This window comes from Streptomyces sp. NPDC001700 (genome assembly GCF_053596435.1).
In genome coordinates, this window is sequence record NZ_JBSFGE010000007.1 from 112,772 (window position 1) to 129,191 (window position 16,420).

Genomic DNA, 16,420 nt, shown 5'->3' on the forward strand with positions numbered 1-16,420 from the left:
GACACCCTAGGGTCTCGGTCACCGTCCCCCCGCTGAGGAGCCCACCATGAGCGCTGCCGACTACACGGTGATCGTCGTCTATCTCGCGGGCATGCTCGCGCTGGGCTGGTGGGGGATGCGCCGCACCACGTCCACCAGCGACTTCCTGGTCGCGGGCCGCCGCCTCGGCCCCGCCATGTACTCCGGGACGATGGCGGCGATCGTCCTCGGCGGCGCCTCCACCATCGGCGGCGTCGGCCTCGGCTACCAGTACGGGCTCTCGGGCGCCTGGATGGTCCTCACCATCGGCCTCGGTCTGCTCGCGCTGTCCGTCTTCTTCTCCGCGCGCATCGCCCGCCTCAAGGTCTACACGGTCAGCCAGATGCTGGACCTGCGCTACGGCGGCTTCTCCGGGCTGATCTCGGGCATCGTGATGTGGGCGTACACCCTCATGCTCGCGGTCACCTCGACCATCGCGTACGCCACCATCTTCGACGTCATCTTCGGTCTCGACCGGGTCGTGGCGATCGTGCTCGGCGGGGCCATCGTGATCTGTTACTCCACGCTCGGCGGCATGTGGTCGATCACGCTCACCGACATGGTGCAGTTCGTCGTGAAGACCATAGGCGTGCTGCTCCTGCTGCTGCCGATCGCCGTCATCAAGGCGGGCGGCTTCGCCGCGATGAAGGCCGAACTGCCGGACAGCTACTTCTCCCCCATGGGCATCGGCGCGCAGACGGTCTTCACCTATGTGCTCATCTACTCCTTCGGCATGCTCATCGGCCAGGACATCTGGCAGCGCGTCTTCACCGCCCGCGACGACAAGGTCGCCCGCATCGGCGGCACCGCTGCCGGTACGTACTGTCTGGCCTACGCGGTCGCCGGAGCGGTCATCGGTACGGCGACGAAGGTCCTCTACCCCGATCTCGGCTCCCCCGACGACGCGTTCGCGACCATCGTCAAGGACGCCCTGCCGGTCGGGGTCAAGGGCCTGGTCCTGGCCGCCGCCCTGTCGGCGGTGATGTCGACGTCCTCCGGCGCGCTCATCGCCTGCGCCACGGTCGCGAACAACGACATCTGGGCCCGCCTCCGGGGCCGCCCCGCCGCCGCCTCGCACGACGAGGTCGCGGGCAACCGCCTCTTCATCCTCGTCATGGGCGTCACGGTCGTCGGGATCTCCATCGTGCTGAACGACGTCGTCGAGGCGCTGACCGTCGCCTACAACGTGCTGGTCGGCGGGCTGCTGGTACCGATCCTGGGCGGCCTCCTGTGGAAGCGCGGCACGGGTACGGGAGCGCTGGCCTCGGTGACCGTGGGCGGTCTGACGGTGATCGGCCTCATGGTCTGGAAGGGCATCCTCGCCAGCGAGCCCATCTACATCGGCCTGCTGGCCTCGCTCGTGGTGTACGTGACGGTGAGCCTGTCCACCAGGCCGACGGACGCGGCGGTCCTGGACGCCTGGCAGCGCCGCCTGTCCGGCGCCCCGTCCCCGGACCCGGACGCGGAAACACCGGCCCCGGCGAACGCGTAGTCCCCACACCACCACCAGGAAGGGCCACTCCATGGGCACCGCACAGGGCGAGCGCCACGGCGGCGATCTCGTCGTCGAATCCCTCACCGCACTCGGCGCGACCACCGTGTTCGGGCTCCCCGGACAGCACGCGCTCGGCGCCTTCGACGCTCTGCGCCGCTCCGGCCTCGACTACATCGGCCTGCGCGTGGAGAACAACGCGGGGTTCGCGGCGGACGCCTTCGCCCGCGTCACCGGCTCCGTCGCCCCGCTGCTGGTGTCCACCGGGCCCGGCGCGCTCATGACCCTCGCCGCGCTGCAGGAGTCGGCCGCGGCGTCCGCGCCGGTGCTGGGGATCGGCAGCCAGGTGCCCACCCCGGGGCTCGGCGGCGGCCGTAAGGGATATCTGCATGAACTGACCGACCAGAAGGCGTCGTTCCGCGACATCGTCAAGTCCGTCCACACGGTCCGCACGGCCTCGCAGATCCCGTCCGCCATCGCCGCCGCCTGGGCGTCCGTCCTGGAGGCACCGGCGGGCCCGGTGTGGCTGGAGATACCGCAGGACGTCCTGCTCGCCCCCACCTCCGTACCGCCCGTCACCACGCTGACCGCCGCGCCGCGCCCGCTGCCGCCCCGGCCGGAACTGACCGAGCGGGCCGCGCGGCTGCTGGGCGCGGCGGAACGGCCCGTGATCCTCGCCGGGGGCGGGGTCGTCCGCGCGGGGGCGTGCGAGGAACTGCGCGCGCTGGCCGAGCGCCTGGACGCCCCCGTGGCCACCACGTTCGGCGGCAAGGGCGCGTTCCCCTGGGACCATCCCCTCTCCCTCCAGTCCTGGATGGAGGACCGGCACACCACGGATCTGCTGGAGGACGCGGACGTCCTGCTCGTGGTCGGCTCGGGGCTCGGCGAACTCTCGTCCAACTACCACACGTTCCGCCCCCGAGGTCAGCTCGTCCAGATCGAGGCCGACCTCGGCAAGCTGGAATCCAACCACCCGGCCCTCGGCATCCACGCCGATGCTCACCTCGCCCTGACGGCCCTCGCCGCCGCCGTCCCGCCCCGCCCGGAGTCGACCGGCACCAAGATCGCGGCCGACCTGCTGGCCCGCGTACGGGAGCGGATCGCGGCGCAGGACCTGGACCTGGAGCAGCGGGTCCTGGGCGCCGTACGGGACGCCCTGCCCGATGACGCGCCCAGCTTCTGGGACATGACGATCCTCGCGTACTGGGCCTGGTCCGCGTTCGACCCGCGCGCGGGCGCGACGCACTCCGCGCAGGGCGCGGGCGGCCTCGGCTACGGGCTGCCCGCCGCCCTGGGGGCAGCCGCCGCGGACCGTACGCGGCCGGTGCTGGCCGTGTCGGGCGACGGCGGGGCGATGTACTCGATCGCCGAACTCGCCACCGCCCGCCAGTACGACCTGCCGGTGACCTGGCTGATCGTGGACGACGGCGGCTACGGGATCCTGCGCGAGTACATGACGGACGCGTTCGGCGAGGCGACCGCCACCGAACTGGCCCGCCCGGACTTCACCGCGCTCGCCGAGTCCTTCGGCGTACCGGCCGTACGGACCGCACCCGACCGGCTGCGCGCCGACCTGGCGGCCGCGCTGGCCGCCCCGGGCCCCTCGGTCGTCGTCCTCCCCGCCCGTCTGCGCATGTTCGCGCCCACCCACCTCGGAGAGCCGCACCAGGGCTGATCGGAGGAACCCGGCCCGCGCCCGGCCGAGCCTCAGGCGCGGGCCCCGGCGGGAGTCCTTACCGTGCAGTGACCCATTGGCTCCGGCCTCGTTCACCCCGTCGGGGGAACGGGACGATCGCAGGTAAGGCGAGGTGCTCTGGATGGTGGCTCCGCCGGACAACGACGTGCTCCGGGCACGCACCCTGTCGTACGCCCATGACGGCTCGCCCGCCCTCGCCAGTGTCACCGTCGGCGCGCGCGAGGGCGAGATCCTGGCGGTGACCGGCCCCCGGGGCTGCGGGAAGACCACGCTCCTCAAGTGTCTGTCGGGCCAGTTCCTCCCGGACGACGGCGAAGTGTGGTTCCACGACACCTCCGTGCACTCCCTCACCCCCCTGAGCCGCGAGCGGCTCTGGCGCGACCACTTCGGCTGGATCGACACCGAACCGCAGCTGGTACCCGAGCTGACCGGATGGGAGAACGCCGCGCTGCCGCTGATGCTGCGCGGCACCGGGCGGCGCGCCGCGAAGAGCGCGGCGTGCGAATGGCTGGAGCGGCTCGACGTCGCGGAGTGCGCCGGGGCGCGCCCCGGCGCGCTGCTGCAGTCGCAGCGTCAGCGGGTCGCGATCGCGCGGGCGCTGGCCCCCACGCCCAGCGTGCTGTTCGCCGACGAGCCCACCGCGCCGCTGCACCGCGCCGACCGCGCCCAGGTGCTGCGTACGCTCACCTCGGCGGCGCGGACCCACGGCATCACCGTCGTCCTCGCCACCCAGGACCCGGAGGTGGCGACGCTCGCCGACCGGACCGTGACACTGCTGGACGGCCGCCTGGTGGACTCGGCGGCGTTCCCCGACGCGGAGGGCATCGCGGCGTGCTCAGCCTCCGCCTGACCCGCGGCTCCCATCCGCTGATCCTGCTGCGCCGGTCGCTGGTGGCCGTCGCGGCGGCGGGCGCGAGCTTTCTGCTGCTGTCCGCCCTGGCGTTCGCGGCGAGCCACCCGGCCGACCCCGACGGGGCGCTGGCGCGGCTGCTGTGGTGCGTCGTCCCGCTGGCCGCGACCGTGCAGCTGGCCATGTCGGTCGCCCGCGCCGACCCCAGCACCCGCCCGGGGGCGGGGTTCGCCGCGGCGGGCCTCGGCCCGGCCCGGCTGGCGCTGCTGGCGGGCGCCGCGACGGCGACGGCCTGCGCGGCCGGGAGCGCGCTGGCCCTGCTGGTCTTCCTCCATCTGCGCGGCGATGTGGGCGGCTCGTGGCTGCTGTGGGCGGGCAGCGGCGCGGCGGGCCGCGCGCTCGGCGGTGAGCGGCCGTTGCCGCTGGTCGGGGCGGTCACGCTGGTGGCCGTCGTCCCGGTGGTGGCGGGCGCGGCGAGCGCGGCGGGGCTGTGGCCCCGGCGGCCGGGGGCCGGGGCGCCGAGGCCGTTCGTCCCCACCATGACGACCGGCTCGCCGCACCCGCCGCCGCACCGCGCGGCGGCCGCCCTGCCGTGGGGCGTCGCGCTGATCGCGGCGGGGCTCGCGCTGGGGGCGTACGCGGGGCGCGGGGCGCATCCGTCCCCCATGCCCCTGTCCGGGCGGTTCGGCGGCAGCGCACCCGAGATGGTGGGCGGCTGGGCGCTGACGGTGACCGGTCTTGTCCTGGCCGGGCCCGGCCTCGTCCACGGCTGCGGGCGGCTGCTGGCCCTGGGCCGTCCGCGCCCGCTGCGGCTGCTCGCGGGGCGCGTGCTGCAGCAGGAGGCGGGGCTGATCGGGCGTCCGGTGGGGGTGCTGTGCGCGGTCGCCGCCGGGCTGTACGGAGCGCTGTGGCCGCACGGAGCGGCCCACGGTCGCCCCGGCCCCCATGGGTTCGGTCCGCTCACGGAGCTGGGCGTGGGCCTGGTCCTGATGTGCGCGTTCGCCACGGCGCTCACGGCGGCGCTGGAGGCGCGGAGCGCACGGCGGCGCACCACGGCAGCGCTGCTGCGCCTCGGCGCGTCGGCCCGGCTGCTGCGGGGCGCGGCCGCGCTGCGCGGTGGGGCGCTGCTGCTCCTGCTGGCGCCGGTGGCCTGGGGCGTGGCCCAGCTGACGACGATGCCGTTCGCCCACTCCTGACCCCGCCGACCCTTCCGACCCCGCCGACCCTTCCGACCCTGGTCTGACCCCCGCGCCGTCCGGTGTGATTAGCATGACGCCGTGCCCACCAATGACGCTTCGGCGCCCACTGAGACCACCGCACCCGACGTCGAAATAGAGTCCCTGGAGGAGTTCGACCAGGTTGTCGCCCGCGGCACCCTGGCCGGATACCGGGTCCAGTCCGTCGATCTGACGGCCCGTACGTCCGCGCTGCTGTCCACCGACACCGACCGGGCGGTGTTCCTCGGCTGTCCGATGGAACCGGAAGCCGCCGCGCGGATCCGGGCGGCGGGGGCGCTGGTCTTCCCGCCCGTACCGGACCTGCCGTTCAATCCGTACCGGGGCACCCTCTACACCCCGGCCGAGCTGTTCGAGGGCCTGGACGACGGGGACGACGGGTACGCGGGCACGCCGGACGCGCTCTCGTACGCCTGGTTCCAGCGGACCAAGGCGGACGGCGACATCTTCGCCTCGATGCTCCGCTCGATCCACGACGACGCGGTCTCCGACGCGCTGGACGAACTGCTCACCGGCTCCCGGGTGGTGGGCGTGATGGGCGGGCACGCGCTGGAGCGCGGCTCCGAGGGGTACGCGGGCGCCGCCCGGCTCGGACAGGCGCTGGCGCGGTCCGGGCTGACCGTCGCGACGGGCGGCGGCCCGGGCGCGATGGAGGCCGCCAACCTGGGCGCGTACACGGCCCCGCTGCCGGACGCGGCGCTCAAGGAGGCGCTCGAACTCCTCGCCCGGACGCCCTCGTTCCGCCCCTCGGTGGGCGCGTGGGCCGGGGCCGCGTTCACGGTGCGGGAGCGGTGGCCGGACGGCGGCGCGTCGGTCGGGATACCGACCTGGTTCTACGGGCACGAGCCGCCGAACGCCTTCGCCTCGCACATCGCCAAGTACTTCGCCAACGCCATCCGCGAGGACGGGCTGCTGGCCCGCTCGAACGCGGGCGTCGTCTTCCTGCCCGGCGCCGCCGGAACCCTTCAGGAGATCTTCGACAACGCCACGCCGAACTACTACGAGTCGCGCGGTGAGCCGACCCCGATGGTGCTCGTGGACCGCGACCACTGGACGCGCCGCCTCCCGGCCTGGCCGCTGCTCGAAGCGCTCGCGGAGGGGCGGTCGATGAAGGCCCGTATCGCGCTGGTGGACTCGGTGGACGAGGCCCCGGACGCGCTGGCCGCCCTGACCGGCTGAACGTTTCTACGGACGGGCCGCGCTACGGCGAACCGAGCACCACCACGTCCGCAGCGTCGAACACCACCCCGACCCGCTCCCCCGCCTCCGGAGCGTCCCGCAGCGCGCAGGACGCCTCCAGGCGGGGGCCCTCGGACGGCTGGAGGATGAGCGCCACGTGGTCGCCGCGGAAGGTACGGGCGGCGACCGTACAGGGCAGCCCGTCCGAGGGGGCGGTGAGCCGCACCCCGGCCGGGCGGACCAGCAGCCGGACCGGGCCCGGCCGGGAGCCCGGCGGCACCGGCAGCTTGCCCCACACCGTGTCGGCGACATCGCCGTGCACGGTCGCCTCCACCACGTTGTCGAAGCCGAGGAAGCGGGCGACGAACTCGTTCGCGGGGTGCTGCCACACCTCCAGCGGAGTGCCGGATTGCGCGATCCGCCCGTTCTCCATGACCACGACCCGGTCGGCGAGCGCGAAGGCCTCGCCCTGGTCGTGGGTGACGGCGAGGACCGTGGTGCCCAGCCGGGCGAACAGCTCCCGCAACTCCACGACCAGCCGCTCCCGCAGCCCTCGGTCGAGCTGGCCCAGCGGCTCGTCCAGCATCAGCAGCCGAGGCCGAGGCGCCAGCGCGCGGGCGAGCGCGACGCGCTGCTGCTCACCGCCGGACAGCGAGTCGATCGGCCGCCGCTGCGCGCCGGGCAGTCCGACCAGCTCCAGCAGTTCGGCGACCCGGCGATCCGCCTCCGCGCGCGCGGTGCCCCGCATCCGCAGCCCGAAGGCGACGTTGCCGCCCACGTCACGCTGCGGGAAGAGCTGGTGGTCCTGGAACATCAGCCCCACGCCGCGCCGGTGGGTGGGCACATCGCTCTGGTCGCGGTCCGCGAGCCACACCCGGCCGGAGGCGGCGCGCTGGAGCCCGGCGACCACGCGCAGCAGGGTGGACTTGCCGCTGCCGCTGGGGCCCAGCACGCAGACCGTCTCGTGCTCGGCGACGGCCAGGTCGACGGCGTCGAGCGCGTCATGGCGGCCGTACCTGACCGTCACCTCGTCCAGTCGCAGCAGCGTCATCGGGCTGCCCCTATAGCAGAACCCGCCATGTCAGAACCCTCCATGTCAGAACTCCCCCGAGCGGTCGGTGCGGACGCGTTCCAGGGCCAGCAGGGAGCACGCGCACACCACCATCAGGATCGTGCTCAGGGCCATCGCCTGCCCGTAGTTGAGCTGTCCGGCGCGGCCCAGGAAGCGCGCCACGGCCACCGGGAGGGTGGGCAGGTCCGGGCGGGCGATGAACACCGTGGCCCCGAACTCGCCGAGCGATACGGCGAACGCGAACCCCGCCGCGACCGCCAGCGCCCGCCCCACCAGCGGCAGGTCCACCTCGCGCCAGGCGCGCAGCGGGGACGCGCCGAGCACGGCGGCCGCCTCCCGAAGCCGGTGGTCCACGGCGCGCAGGACGGGCAGCATCGTGCGCACCACGAAGGGCACGCCCACCAGGGCCTGGGCGAGCGGGACGATGACCCAGGAGGCGCGCAGATCCAGCGGGGGCTCGTCGAGCGCGATGAGGAAGCCGAAGCCGACGGTGACAGCCGAGGTGCCCAGCGGCAGCATCAGCAGCGCGTCGAAGCCGCGGACGAAACGCCCGGCGCCGCGGGTGAGCGCGGCGGCGGCGAGGCCGCCGACGACGAGCGCGAAGAGGGTGGCGACCGCCGCGTACTGGAGGGAGTTCCCGATGGCCTCCACGGGCGCCACGAAGAAGGTGCCGCCGCTGTCGGCGGCGGACTGGAGCGCCCGGTAGTACGTGAACCCGTAGCCGTCCGGCCCGTGCAGCGAGCGCTCCACCAGCACCGCGAGCGGCACCACGATCAGCAGCGCGACGACGGCCAGCACCCCCGCGAGCAGCCCCCACTGCGCCGCGCCCTGTGGGCGGCGCGCGGTCCGGGCGGCGTCGACGAGCCGCAGGGCGCCCTCCCGGCGCCGTACGGTCCAGGCGTGCAGGGCGAGCACGGCCGCGACCGCCGCGAACTGGACGAGGGTGAGCACCGCGGCCGTCGGCAGGTCGAGCAGCTGCGCGGTCTGCCGGTAGATGGCCACCTCCAGGGTGGCGTAGCGCGGGCCGCCGAGGATCTGGATCACCCCGAAGGAGGTGAACGTGAACAGGAAGACCATCAGCGCGGCGGCGGCCACGGCGGGCCCCAGCGCGGGCAGGGTGACCCGGCGCCAGGCGGCGAGGCGGCTCGCGCCGAGCACCCGGGCGGCCTCCTCCTGACGCGGATCGAGCTGCGCCCACAGCCCGCCGACGGTGCGGACGACCACCGCGTAGTTGAAGAAGACGTGGGCCAGCAGGATCGCCCAGACGCTGGTGTCCAGCCGTATCCCCCACAGCTCGTCCAGCAGCCCGCCCCGGCCGAGCAGCCCCAGGAACGCCGATCCGGCGACCACGGTCGGCAGCACGAACGGCACGGTCACCACGGCGCGCAGCAGCCCCTTGCCGGGGAAGTCGAAGCGGGCGAAGACATACGCGCCGGGCAGCGCGACCGCCAGCGTCAGCCCGGTCGACGCGGCCGCCTGCCAGCCGGTGAACCACAGGGTGTGCAAGACGGACGGATCGCCCAGCACCTCGGGTATCCGCCCGAGGTGCCAGCGGCCGTCGGCGCGCAGCCCGCGGGTGACGATCGCGGCCACCGGATACGCGAAGAAGACGCCGAAGAAGGCGAGCGGGATGGCCATAAGGGCGAACCGCACGGCGGCACCGCGGACGCTCCTCCCCGCACCCTTCTCGCGAGGCGCTACAGAACGAGCGAGGACCATGCCTTGACCCAGGGCTCACGGTTCTTGGCGATCTTGCGCGGGGGCAGCGTGGCCGGATCGGCGACCTTGGCCCCGTACCGGGTGAAGATCTCCGGCAGCTTCGCGTCCTCGCGCACCGGATTGACGTACATGTTCAGCGGTACGTCCTCCTGGAAGCGCTTGGTCAGCAGGAAGTCCAGCAGCGCCTTGCCCCCCTTGGTGTTGCCCGCGCCCTCAAGCAGCCCGGCGAACTCCGTCTGCCGGAAGCAGGTGCCCTCCGCCACCCCGGTCGGGGCCTTGGCGGGCTTCGACTTCGCGTCGGCCACCTCGGCGGGCGGGCTGGAGGCGTACGAGACGACGAGCGGCTTGTCGCCCTTGGCGCCGCCCGCCGAGCCGGAGAAGCGGTCGTAGTACGCCTGCTCCCAGCCGTCGACCACCTCGACGCCATTGGCCCGCAGCTTCTTCCAGTAGTCCCGCCAGCCGTCGTCGCCGTAGCGGGCGGCGGTGCCGAGCAGGAAGGCGAGGCCGGGGGACGAGGTGGCGGCGTTCTCGGTGACCAGGAGGTTCTTGTACGCGGGCTTGGTCAGATCGGCGAACGTCTTCGGCGGCGCGAGCTTCTTCTCGGCGAAGTACGCGCGGTCGTAGTTGACGCAGATGTCGCCGTAGTCGACCGGGGTGACGCGATGCTTCGCCTGGTCGAGCTGGTGCGCGGCCGGGACCTTGTCCAGGCCCTTCGCCTCGTACGGGGTGAACAATTCATTGTCCAGCGCGCGGGAGAGGAGGGTGTTGTCGACGCCGAAGAACACATCGCCCTGCGGATGGCCCTTGGACAGGATCGCCTGGTTGACGGCCGCCCCCGCGTCGCCCCCGGCCTGCACCCGCACCTTGTAGCCGGTGGTGCGGGTGAACTCCTTGAGGACCGCCTTGGACGCCGCGAACGAATCGTGCGAGACCAGGGTGACGGTCTTGGAGTCCTTGCCCTCCGCCGCACCTCCGCCGCAGCCGCTGAGGACGCCGGTGCCGAGGGAGCCGACGAGGGCGGCGGTGAGCGCACGCCGAAGATGGCTGTTCATGGTGAGGCTGACTCCCTACGCCGGTATGACCCGGATCAGGTTGGAGGGTCTGCGGCCGTGCCGCACTCTCAGCGCTGTCGCGCTCCCCTGTCGGAATGTTCAGTTGTCCGTCACTACGGGATGGTTGTACGACGGGTTGTGCGAAGGCACCGTATCAGCCGGTGGTCAGCGCTCCGTGGCCGCCAACTGACCGCACGCCCCGTCGATCTCCTGCCCCCGGGTGTCCCGGACGGTCACCGGCACCCCGTGCCGCTCCAGGGCCGCCACGAACGCCTTCTCGTCCTCCGGCCGGGACGCCGTCCACTTGGAGCCGGGCGTCGGGTTGAGCGGGATGAGGTTGACGTGGACCCGGTGGCCCTTGAGCAGCCGGCCGAGCAGATCGCCGCGCCAGGCCTGGTCGTTGATGTCCCTGATCAGGGCGTACTCGATGGAGATCCGGCGGCCGGACTTCTCCGCGTACTCCCACGCCGCGTCCAGCACCTCGCGCACCTTCCAGCGGGTGTTGACCGGGACGAGGGTGTCGCGCAGCTCGTCGTCGGGCGCGTGGAGGGAGACCGCGAGGCGGCACTTGAAGCCCTCGTCGGCGAACCGCAGCATCGCCGGGACCAGCCCCACGGTCGAGACGGTGATGCCGCGCTGGGACAGCCCGAGGCCGTCCGGCTCGGGGTCGGTGAGCCTGCGGATGGCGCCGATGACCCGGTTGTAGTTGGCCAGCGGCTCGCCCATGCCCATGAAGACGATGTTGGACAGCCGGGCCGGGCCGCCCGGGATCTCTCCATCCCTCAGGGCCCGCATCCCGTCGACGATCTGGTGCACGATCTCGGCGGTCGACAGATTGCGGTCCAGACCCGCCTGGCCGGTGGCGCAGAACGGGCAGTTCATGCCGCAGCCCGCCTGGGAGCTGATGCACATGGTGACCCGGTCCGGGTAGCGCATCAGCACGGACTCGACGAGCGTGCCGTCGAAGAGCCGCCACAGGGTCTTGCGGGTGGTGTCGTCGTCGCAGCTGATGTGCCGCACCACGCTCATCAGGTCCGGCAGCAGCTCCGTCGCCAGCTTCTCGCGCGCGGCGGCCGGGATGTCGGTCCACTGGGCGGGGTCGTCGGTGTAGCGGGCGAAGTAGTGACGCGACACCTGCCCGGCCCGGAAGGGCTTCTCCCCGAGGGCGGCGACGGCCTCGCGGCGCTCGGCGGGGGTGAGGTCGGCGAGATGCCGCGGGGGCTTCTTGGCCCCACGCGGCACGGCGAAAGTGAGTTCTCCGGGCTTAGGCATGGCCGTACCAGTGTCGCAGACACGCGGAAGGCCCCGCGCCACGGGCGGCGCGGGGCCCTGAACAGCCCTGTTCGGTACGGACGGCTCAGCCGCCGCCCACGAAGATCACGAACAGCAGCCACACCACGGGCGCGGTGGGCAGCAGCGAGTCGAGCCGGTCCATGATCCCGCCGTGGCCGGGCAGCAGCTTGCCCATGTCCTTGATGCCGAGGTCACGCTTGATCATGGACTCGCCGAGGTCCCCCAGGGTCGCGCTGACCGCGACGGCGAGGCCGAGCAGCAGCCCCTGCCACCACACGCCGTCCCTGATGAGGTACTGCATGCACAGCGCCCCCACGACCATCGCGAACGCCACCGCGCCCATCAGCCCCTCGCGGGTCTTGCCGGGGCTGATGCGGGGCGCGAGCGGATGCTTGCCGAAGCGCCAGCCGACCGCGTACGCGCCGGTGTCGCTCACCACCGTCAGCAGCAGGAAGGTCAGCACCCGCTGCGGGCCGTCGTGCTCGGCGGCCAGTATGAGCGCCACGAAGGTGGCGAGGAACGGCACGTAGAAGGCGGCGAAGACGCCCGCCGTGACGTCCCTGAGGTAGTTGTCGGGTGGCTCGGTCATCCGCCACACGAGCACGGCGAGCGCCGTGAGCGACACCGCCACCCAGGCGCCCTGCGCCCCGCGCACATAGCCCGCGACGACCATGGCGACACCGCCGACGGCGAGCGGCACCAGGGGGACCCGGATGTCCTTCCGCTCGGCCAGCCGGGAGGTCAGCTCCCACAGCCCGACGACCACGGCGACCGCTATCACGCCGATGAACACGGGCTTGTAGATGAAGAGCGAGGCGACGATGATCGCGCCGAGGCCGACGCCCACCCCTATCGCGGCGCGCAGATCGCGGCCCGCGCTCTTCTTCTTCGTCCCCTGACCGCCGCCGCTGCCGGGCGCGCTCCCGGCGGACTCGGGGCCGGGGCCGGGGGGCGTCGGCGGCTGCCCGGCGGGCTGCTGCCGGGGGCCGGGCCGAGGCTCACGCTCATCGCGGAACAAGGGGCCGCCCGGCCGGGCGGCCCCCCGGTCACGGCCGGCGGCGTCGCCGGGGTCGCCGCCTGCGTGCGGCACGGTGGGCATGGGGCGAGTCTGCGCCGCTTCGGCCACGTCGTGCGCGGGACCCGCCGAAGCGGGACCCGCCGAAGAAGGGGGCACCTCCCAGCCGTAGCCGGGGGAGGTGCCCTGATCAGTCGGTCCCCAGAGTCCGGCGCGTGGTGGGGCCCCCCAGGAAGAGTCGTTCATCAGACCTCGAGCAGCTCGGCTTCCTTGTGCTTGAGCAGCTCATCCACCTGCGCGACGTACTTCGCGGTGAGGTCGTCGAGCTCCTTCTCGGCACGGCGGCCCTCGTCCTCGCCGACCTCGCCGTCCTTGATCAGCTTGTCGATGGACTCCTTGGCCTTGCGGCGGATGCTGCGGATCGAGATCTTCGCGTCCTCGCCCTTGCCCTTGGCGACCTTGATGAACTCCTTGCGGCGCTGCTCGGTCAGCTCCGGGAACACCACTCGGATGATGTTGCCGTCATTGCTGGGGTTGACCCCGAGGTCCGAGTCCCGGATCGCCTGCTCGATGTTGCGCAGCGCGCTCTTGTCGAACGGAGTGATCACAGCCATGCGCGGCTCGGGCACCGAGAACGACGCGAGCTGGTTGATCGGCGTCAGCGCACCGTAGTAGTCCGCCACGATCTTGTTGAACATCGCCGGGTGCGCACGCCCGGTGCGGATCGCGGCGAAGTCCTCCTTGGCGACCACAACGGCCTTCTCCATCTTCTCCTCGGCCTCGAGGAGGATTTCTTCGATCACCACTTGCTCCTGGTGTTATCCGTAAGCAGAGCCTCGCCCCTGCGTGCGTCTTCTCCTGCACGGTGTCCGACCGGCAGGCCGTTGTCCATCCCCCGAACGAGCCGTCAGGCGCGTACGTCCCGGTCGCTCACGAGCGTGCCGATCTTCTCACCCTTCACCGCGCGGGCGATATTTCCTTCGGCGGTCAGCTCGAAAACCAGGATCGGCAGCTTGTTGTCCCGGCAGAGGGTGATCGCGGTGGCGTCGGCGACCTTGAGGTCCCGGGTGATCACCTCGCCGTACTCCAGAGCGTCGAACTTGACCGCGTCCGGGTTCCGCTTGGGGTCGGAGTCATAGACCCCGTCGACCCCGTTCTTGCCCATGAGCAGCGCCTCGGCGTCGATCTCCAGGGCACGCTGGGCGGCGGTGGTGTCCGTGGAGAAGTACGGCATGCCCATGCCCGCGCCGAAGATCACGACACGGCCCTTTTCCAGGTGGCGCACCGCGCGCAGCGGGATGTACGGCTCCGCGACCTGGCCCATGGTGATGGCGGTCTGGACGCGGGAGTCGATGCCCTCCTTCTCCAGGAAGTCCTGGAGAGCGAGGCAGTTCATGACGGTGCCGAGCATGCCCATGTAGTCCGAGCGCGCCCGGTCCATGCCGCGCTGCTGCAGCTCGGCCCCGCGGAAGAAGTTGCCACCGCCGATCACGATGGCGATCTCCGCGCCGTCCCGCACCACGGCGGCGACCTCGCGGGCGATGGCGTGCACGACATCGGGGTCGACCCCGAGTCCCCCGCCCCCGGCGAACGCCTCGCCGGACAGCTTCAGCAGGAAACGGCCGTGTCGTACTGGGCCGTCCGCGTTCTTGTCGGCGGCCTGATTGGCGTCCGCGCCGTGATTCATTGGAGATCTCCTCGTGCACATACGAAGAAGGCCACTGCCGGGTCCTGGTACGACCTCTGCGGCAATGGCCTCCTCGTCACATCTGCGGCCGACCGGTTGACGGTTGGCTGCCTACGACCCTATCGGTGTCGCCGGTGTTTCGCTGCTCGGCTCAGACGCCGACGCGGAAACGGGCGAAACGGGTCAGGGAGACGCCGGCCTCGTCCAGGACCTTCTGGACGCTCTTCTTGTTGTCCTTGGCGAACGCCTGGTCCACCAGGACGTTCTCCTTGAAGAAGCCGGTGACGCGACCCTCGACGATCTTCGGGAGGGCGGCCTCGGGCTTGCCCTCCTCGCGGGCGGTGGCCTCGGCGACGCGACGCTCGTTCTCGACCGTCTCGGCCGCGATCTCGTCACGGCTCAGGAACTTCGGCGCGAAGGCGGCGACGTGCTGCGCGATGTCCTTGGCGACCTCGGCGTTCTCCTTGTCCAGCTCGACCAGGACGCCGACCTGCGGCGGCAGGTCCGGGCTGGTGCGGTGCATGTACGCGGCGACGAAGCCGCCGGAGAACTGCGCGAAACGGTCGAGGACGATCTTCTCACCGAGAGTGGCGTTGGCCTCGTCCACGAACGCCTGGACGGTCTTACCGGCCTCGATCTCGGAGGCGAGCAGGGCCTCCAGGTCGGCCGGGACGGTCTTGGCGACGTGGGCGGCGATGGCGTCGGCGACGGCGATGAACTTGTCGCCCTTGGCCACGAAGTCGGTCTCGCACTTCAGCTCGACCAGCACACCGGAGGTGTTGTCGTCGGCGATGAGGGAGACAACGGCACCGTTCTCGGCGCTGCGGCTCTCGCGCTTGGCCACGCCCTTCTGGCCCTTGACGCGGAGGATCTCGACGGCCTTGTCGACGCTGCCCTCGGCCTCGTCCAGCGCCTTCTTGCAGTCCATCATGCCGGCGCCGGTGAGCTCGCGGAGCTTCTTGACGTCAGCGGCGGTGAAGTTCGCCATGATCTGTGAATCTCTTCTCGAAAGTCGAAAGCTCTACGGGTGAACGACGGGGGAGGTGCCACCGCACCGTCCCCCGCCGTTGTACACCGTCTGCGTAGGTCAGGCCTGCTCGGCGTCCGCGGCCGGGGCCTCGGCGGGCTTCGCGTCCTCGACCGGCGCCTCGGCGACAGCCTCGGCCGGCGTCTCGGCGACGGCCTCGGCGGGCTTCTCCTCGGCGGCCTCGGCCGGCTTGGCCTCGGGCTCGTCGGCCTTCTTCTCACCCTCGAGCAGGTCGCGCTCCCACTCGGCCAGCGGCTCGGCCGCCGCACCCTTGTCGGCCTTCTCGTCACCGGTGGCGACGCCGGAGCGGGCGATGAGGCCCTCGGCGACGGCGTCGGCGATCACGCGGGTGAGCAGCGTGACGGAACGGATCGCGTCGTCGTTGCCCGGGATCTTGTAGTCGACCTCGTCGGGGTCGCAGTTGGTGTCGAGGATCGCGACCACCGGGATGCGGAGCTTGCGCGCCTCACCGACGGCGATGTGCTCCTTCTTGGTGTCCACGATCCAGACGGCGCTCGGCACCTTCTGCATCTCGCGGATACCGCCGAGGGTCTTCTCCAGCTTGGCCTTCTCGCGGGAGAGGACCAGCAGCTCCTTCTTGGTGAGGCCGGAGGCGGCCACATCCTCGAAGTCGATCTGCTCGAGCTCCTTGAGGCGCTGCAGGCGCTTGTAGACAGTCGAGAAGTTGGTCAGCATGCCGCCCAGCCAGCGCTGGTTGACATACGGCATACCGACGCGGGTCGCCTGCTCGGCGATCGCCTCCTGCGCCTGCTTCTTCGTGCCGACGAACATGATGGAGCCGCCGTGGGCGACGGTCTCCTTGACGAACTCGTAGGCGCGGTCGATGTACGACAGCGACTGGAGCAGGTCGATGATGTAGATGCCGTTGCGCTCGGTGAAGATGAAGCGCTTCATCTTCGGGTTCCAGCGGCGGGTCTGGTGCCCGAAGTGGACGCCGCTCTCCAGCAGCTCCCGCATCGTGACGACGGCCATGGCCGTACTCCTTGAGGTACTCGGTTCCACGGCGGCCGGGCGGCCGCCGCTCCTGACGCCCCGGCGCGCCTGCCACGAACGAGGGCCCTGGT

14 protein-coding genes and 1 riboswitch are annotated in these 16,420 nt (G+C 72.1%); of the genes, 5 read left to right on the top strand and 9 right to left on the bottom strand.

Features of this window, described 5'->3' with window-relative positions; all coding sequences use genetic code 11:
- Nucleotides 1-46 precede the first annotated feature (46 nt).
- From ACWC5C_RS15720 to ACWC5C_RS15740, 5 genes are all read left to right on the top strand, one after another.
- Nucleotides 47-1,510 carry a sodium:solute symporter gene (locus tag ACWC5C_RS15720; RefSeq protein ID WP_450875954.1) on the top strand — a complete coding sequence of 488 codons (1,464 nt, stop codon included), beginning with the start codon at nucleotides 47-49 and terminating at the stop codon, nucleotides 1,508-1,510.
- Nucleotides 1,511-1,541: 31 nt separating this feature from the next.
- Nucleotides 1,542-3,185 (top strand): thiamine pyrophosphate-binding protein, encoded by a 1,644-nt coding sequence (locus ACWC5C_RS15725; RefSeq protein WP_450875955.1) that lies wholly within the window; start codon nucleotides 1,542-1,544, stop codon nucleotides 3,183-3,185.
- Between the two features lie 142 nt (nucleotides 3,186-3,327).
- The gene (locus ACWC5C_RS15730; protein ID WP_450875956.1) at nucleotides 3,328-4,056 is read left to right on the top strand and encodes an ABC transporter ATP-binding protein; all 729 of its coding nucleotides are present in this window, start codon (nucleotides 3,328-3,330) and stop codon (nucleotides 4,054-4,056) included.
- Nucleotides 4,038-5,252 carry a hypothetical protein gene (locus ACWC5C_RS15735; RefSeq protein ID WP_450875957.1) on the top strand — a complete coding sequence of 405 codons (1,215 nt, stop codon included), beginning with the start codon at nucleotides 4,038-4,040 and terminating at the stop codon, nucleotides 5,250-5,252. The genes ACWC5C_RS15730 and ACWC5C_RS15735 overlap by 19 nt, the downstream gene beginning before the upstream one ends.
- A gap of 81 nt (nucleotides 5,253-5,333) precedes the next feature.
- Nucleotides 5,334-6,470: an LOG family protein gene (locus ACWC5C_RS15740; protein ID WP_450875958.1), complete on the top strand. Its 1,137-nt coding sequence runs from the start codon at nucleotides 5,334-5,336 to the stop codon at nucleotides 6,468-6,470.
- A 22-nt stretch (nucleotides 6,471-6,492) separates the two neighbouring features.
- Here ACWC5C_RS15740 and ACWC5C_RS15745 read toward each other — a convergent pair whose 3' ends face one another.
- The 9 genes from ACWC5C_RS15745 to rpsB form a co-directional block, all read right to left on the bottom strand.
- Nucleotides 6,493-7,521 (bottom strand): ABC transporter ATP-binding protein, encoded by a 1,029-nt coding sequence (locus ACWC5C_RS15745; protein WP_450875959.1) that lies wholly within the window; start codon nucleotides 7,519-7,521, stop codon nucleotides 6,493-6,495.
- Nucleotides 7,522-7,566: 45 nt separating this feature from the next.
- Nucleotides 7,567-9,180: an ABC transporter permease gene (locus ACWC5C_RS15750; RefSeq protein WP_450876153.1), complete on the bottom strand. Its 1,614-nt coding sequence runs from the start codon at nucleotides 9,178-9,180 to the stop codon at nucleotides 7,567-7,569.
- A 59-nt stretch (nucleotides 9,181-9,239) separates the two neighbouring features.
- A complete protein-coding gene (locus ACWC5C_RS15755; RefSeq protein ID WP_450875960.1) occupies nucleotides 9,240-10,313 on the bottom strand; it encodes a thiamine ABC transporter substrate-binding protein in 1,074 nt (357 codons plus the stop codon).
- Nucleotides 10,309-10,412, bottom strand: a riboswitch (TPP riboswitch). (Overlaps the previous gene by 5 nt.)
- Before the next feature lie 66 nt (nucleotides 10,413-10,478).
- A complete protein-coding gene (gene rlmN, locus ACWC5C_RS15760; RefSeq protein ID WP_385439429.1) occupies nucleotides 10,479-11,585 on the bottom strand; it encodes a 23S rRNA (adenine(2503)-C(2))-methyltransferase RlmN in 1,107 nt (368 codons plus the stop codon).
- An 85-nt stretch (nucleotides 11,586-11,670) separates the two neighbouring features.
- Nucleotides 11,671-12,867 carry a phosphatidate cytidylyltransferase gene (locus ACWC5C_RS15765; protein ID WP_450875961.1) on the bottom strand — a complete coding sequence of 399 codons (1,197 nt, stop codon included), beginning with the start codon at nucleotides 12,865-12,867 and terminating at the stop codon, nucleotides 11,671-11,673.
- Nucleotides 12,867-13,424: a ribosome recycling factor gene (gene frr, locus ACWC5C_RS15770; RefSeq protein ID WP_009714720.1), complete on the bottom strand. Its 558-nt coding sequence runs from the start codon at nucleotides 13,422-13,424 to the stop codon at nucleotides 12,867-12,869. Before frr ends, ACWC5C_RS15765 begins: the two co-directional genes overlap by 1 nt.
- A 104-nt stretch (nucleotides 13,425-13,528) precedes the next feature.
- Nucleotides 13,529-14,308: a UMP kinase gene (gene pyrH / locus ACWC5C_RS15775; RefSeq protein ID WP_385439424.1), complete on the bottom strand. Its 780-nt coding sequence runs from the start codon at nucleotides 14,306-14,308 to the stop codon at nucleotides 13,529-13,531.
- Between the two features lie 151 nt (nucleotides 14,309-14,459).
- Nucleotides 14,460-15,296, bottom strand: a complete 837-nt coding sequence (gene tsf, locus ACWC5C_RS15780) for a translation elongation factor Ts (RefSeq protein ID WP_450875962.1) — start codon at nucleotides 15,294-15,296, stop codon at nucleotides 14,460-14,462.
- Between the two features lie 99 nt (nucleotides 15,297-15,395).
- Nucleotides 15,396-16,328: a 30S ribosomal protein S2 gene (rpsB, locus tag ACWC5C_RS15785; protein WP_450875963.1), complete on the bottom strand. Its 933-nt coding sequence runs from the start codon at nucleotides 16,326-16,328 to the stop codon at nucleotides 15,396-15,398.
- Between the last annotated feature and the right edge of the window lie 92 nt (nucleotides 16,329-16,420).

What these genes read in the sequence shown, in the direction of transcription:
- ACWC5C_RS15720 (WP_450875954.1), top strand. Translation starts at nt 47, where the DNA reads ATGAGCGCTGCCGACTACACGGTGATCGTCGTCTATCTCGCGGGCATG.
- ACWC5C_RS15725 (WP_450875955.1), top strand. Translation starts at nt 1,542, where the DNA reads ATGGGCACCGCACAGGGCGAGCGCCACGGCGGCGATCTCGTCGTCGAA.
- ACWC5C_RS15730 (WP_450875956.1), top strand. Translation starts at nt 3,328, where the DNA reads ATGGTGGCTCCGCCGGACAACGACGTGCTCCGGGCACGCACCCTGTCG.
- ACWC5C_RS15745 (WP_450875959.1), bottom strand. Translation starts at nt 7,521, where the DNA reads ATGACGCTGCTGCGACTGGACGAGGTGACGGTCAGGTACGGCCGCCAT.
- ACWC5C_RS15750 (WP_450876153.1), bottom strand. Translation starts at nt 9,180, where the DNA reads ATGGCCATCCCGCTCGCCTTCTTCGGCGTCTTCTTCGCGTATCCGGTG.
- ACWC5C_RS15755 (WP_450875960.1), bottom strand. Translation starts at nt 10,313, where the DNA reads ATGAACAGCCATCTTCGGCGTGCGCTCACCGCCGCCCTCGTCGGCTCC.
- rlmN (WP_385439429.1), bottom strand. Translation starts at nt 11,585, where the DNA reads ATGCCTAAGCCCGGAGAACTCACTTTCGCCGTGCCGCGTGGGGCCAAG.
- ACWC5C_RS15765 (WP_450875961.1), bottom strand. Translation starts at nt 12,867, where the DNA reads ATGAACGACTCTTCCTGGGGGGCCCCACCACGCGCCGGACTCTGGGGA.
- pyrH (WP_385439424.1), bottom strand. Translation starts at nt 14,308, where the DNA reads ATGAATCACGGCGCGGACGCCAATCAGGCCGCCGACAAGAACGCGGAC.
- tsf (WP_450875962.1), bottom strand. Translation starts at nt 15,296, where the DNA reads ATGGCGAACTTCACCGCCGCTGACGTCAAGAAGCTCCGCGAGCTCACC.
- rpsB (WP_450875963.1), bottom strand. Translation starts at nt 16,328, where the DNA reads ATGGCCGTCGTCACGATGCGGGAGCTGCTGGAGAGCGGCGTCCACTTC.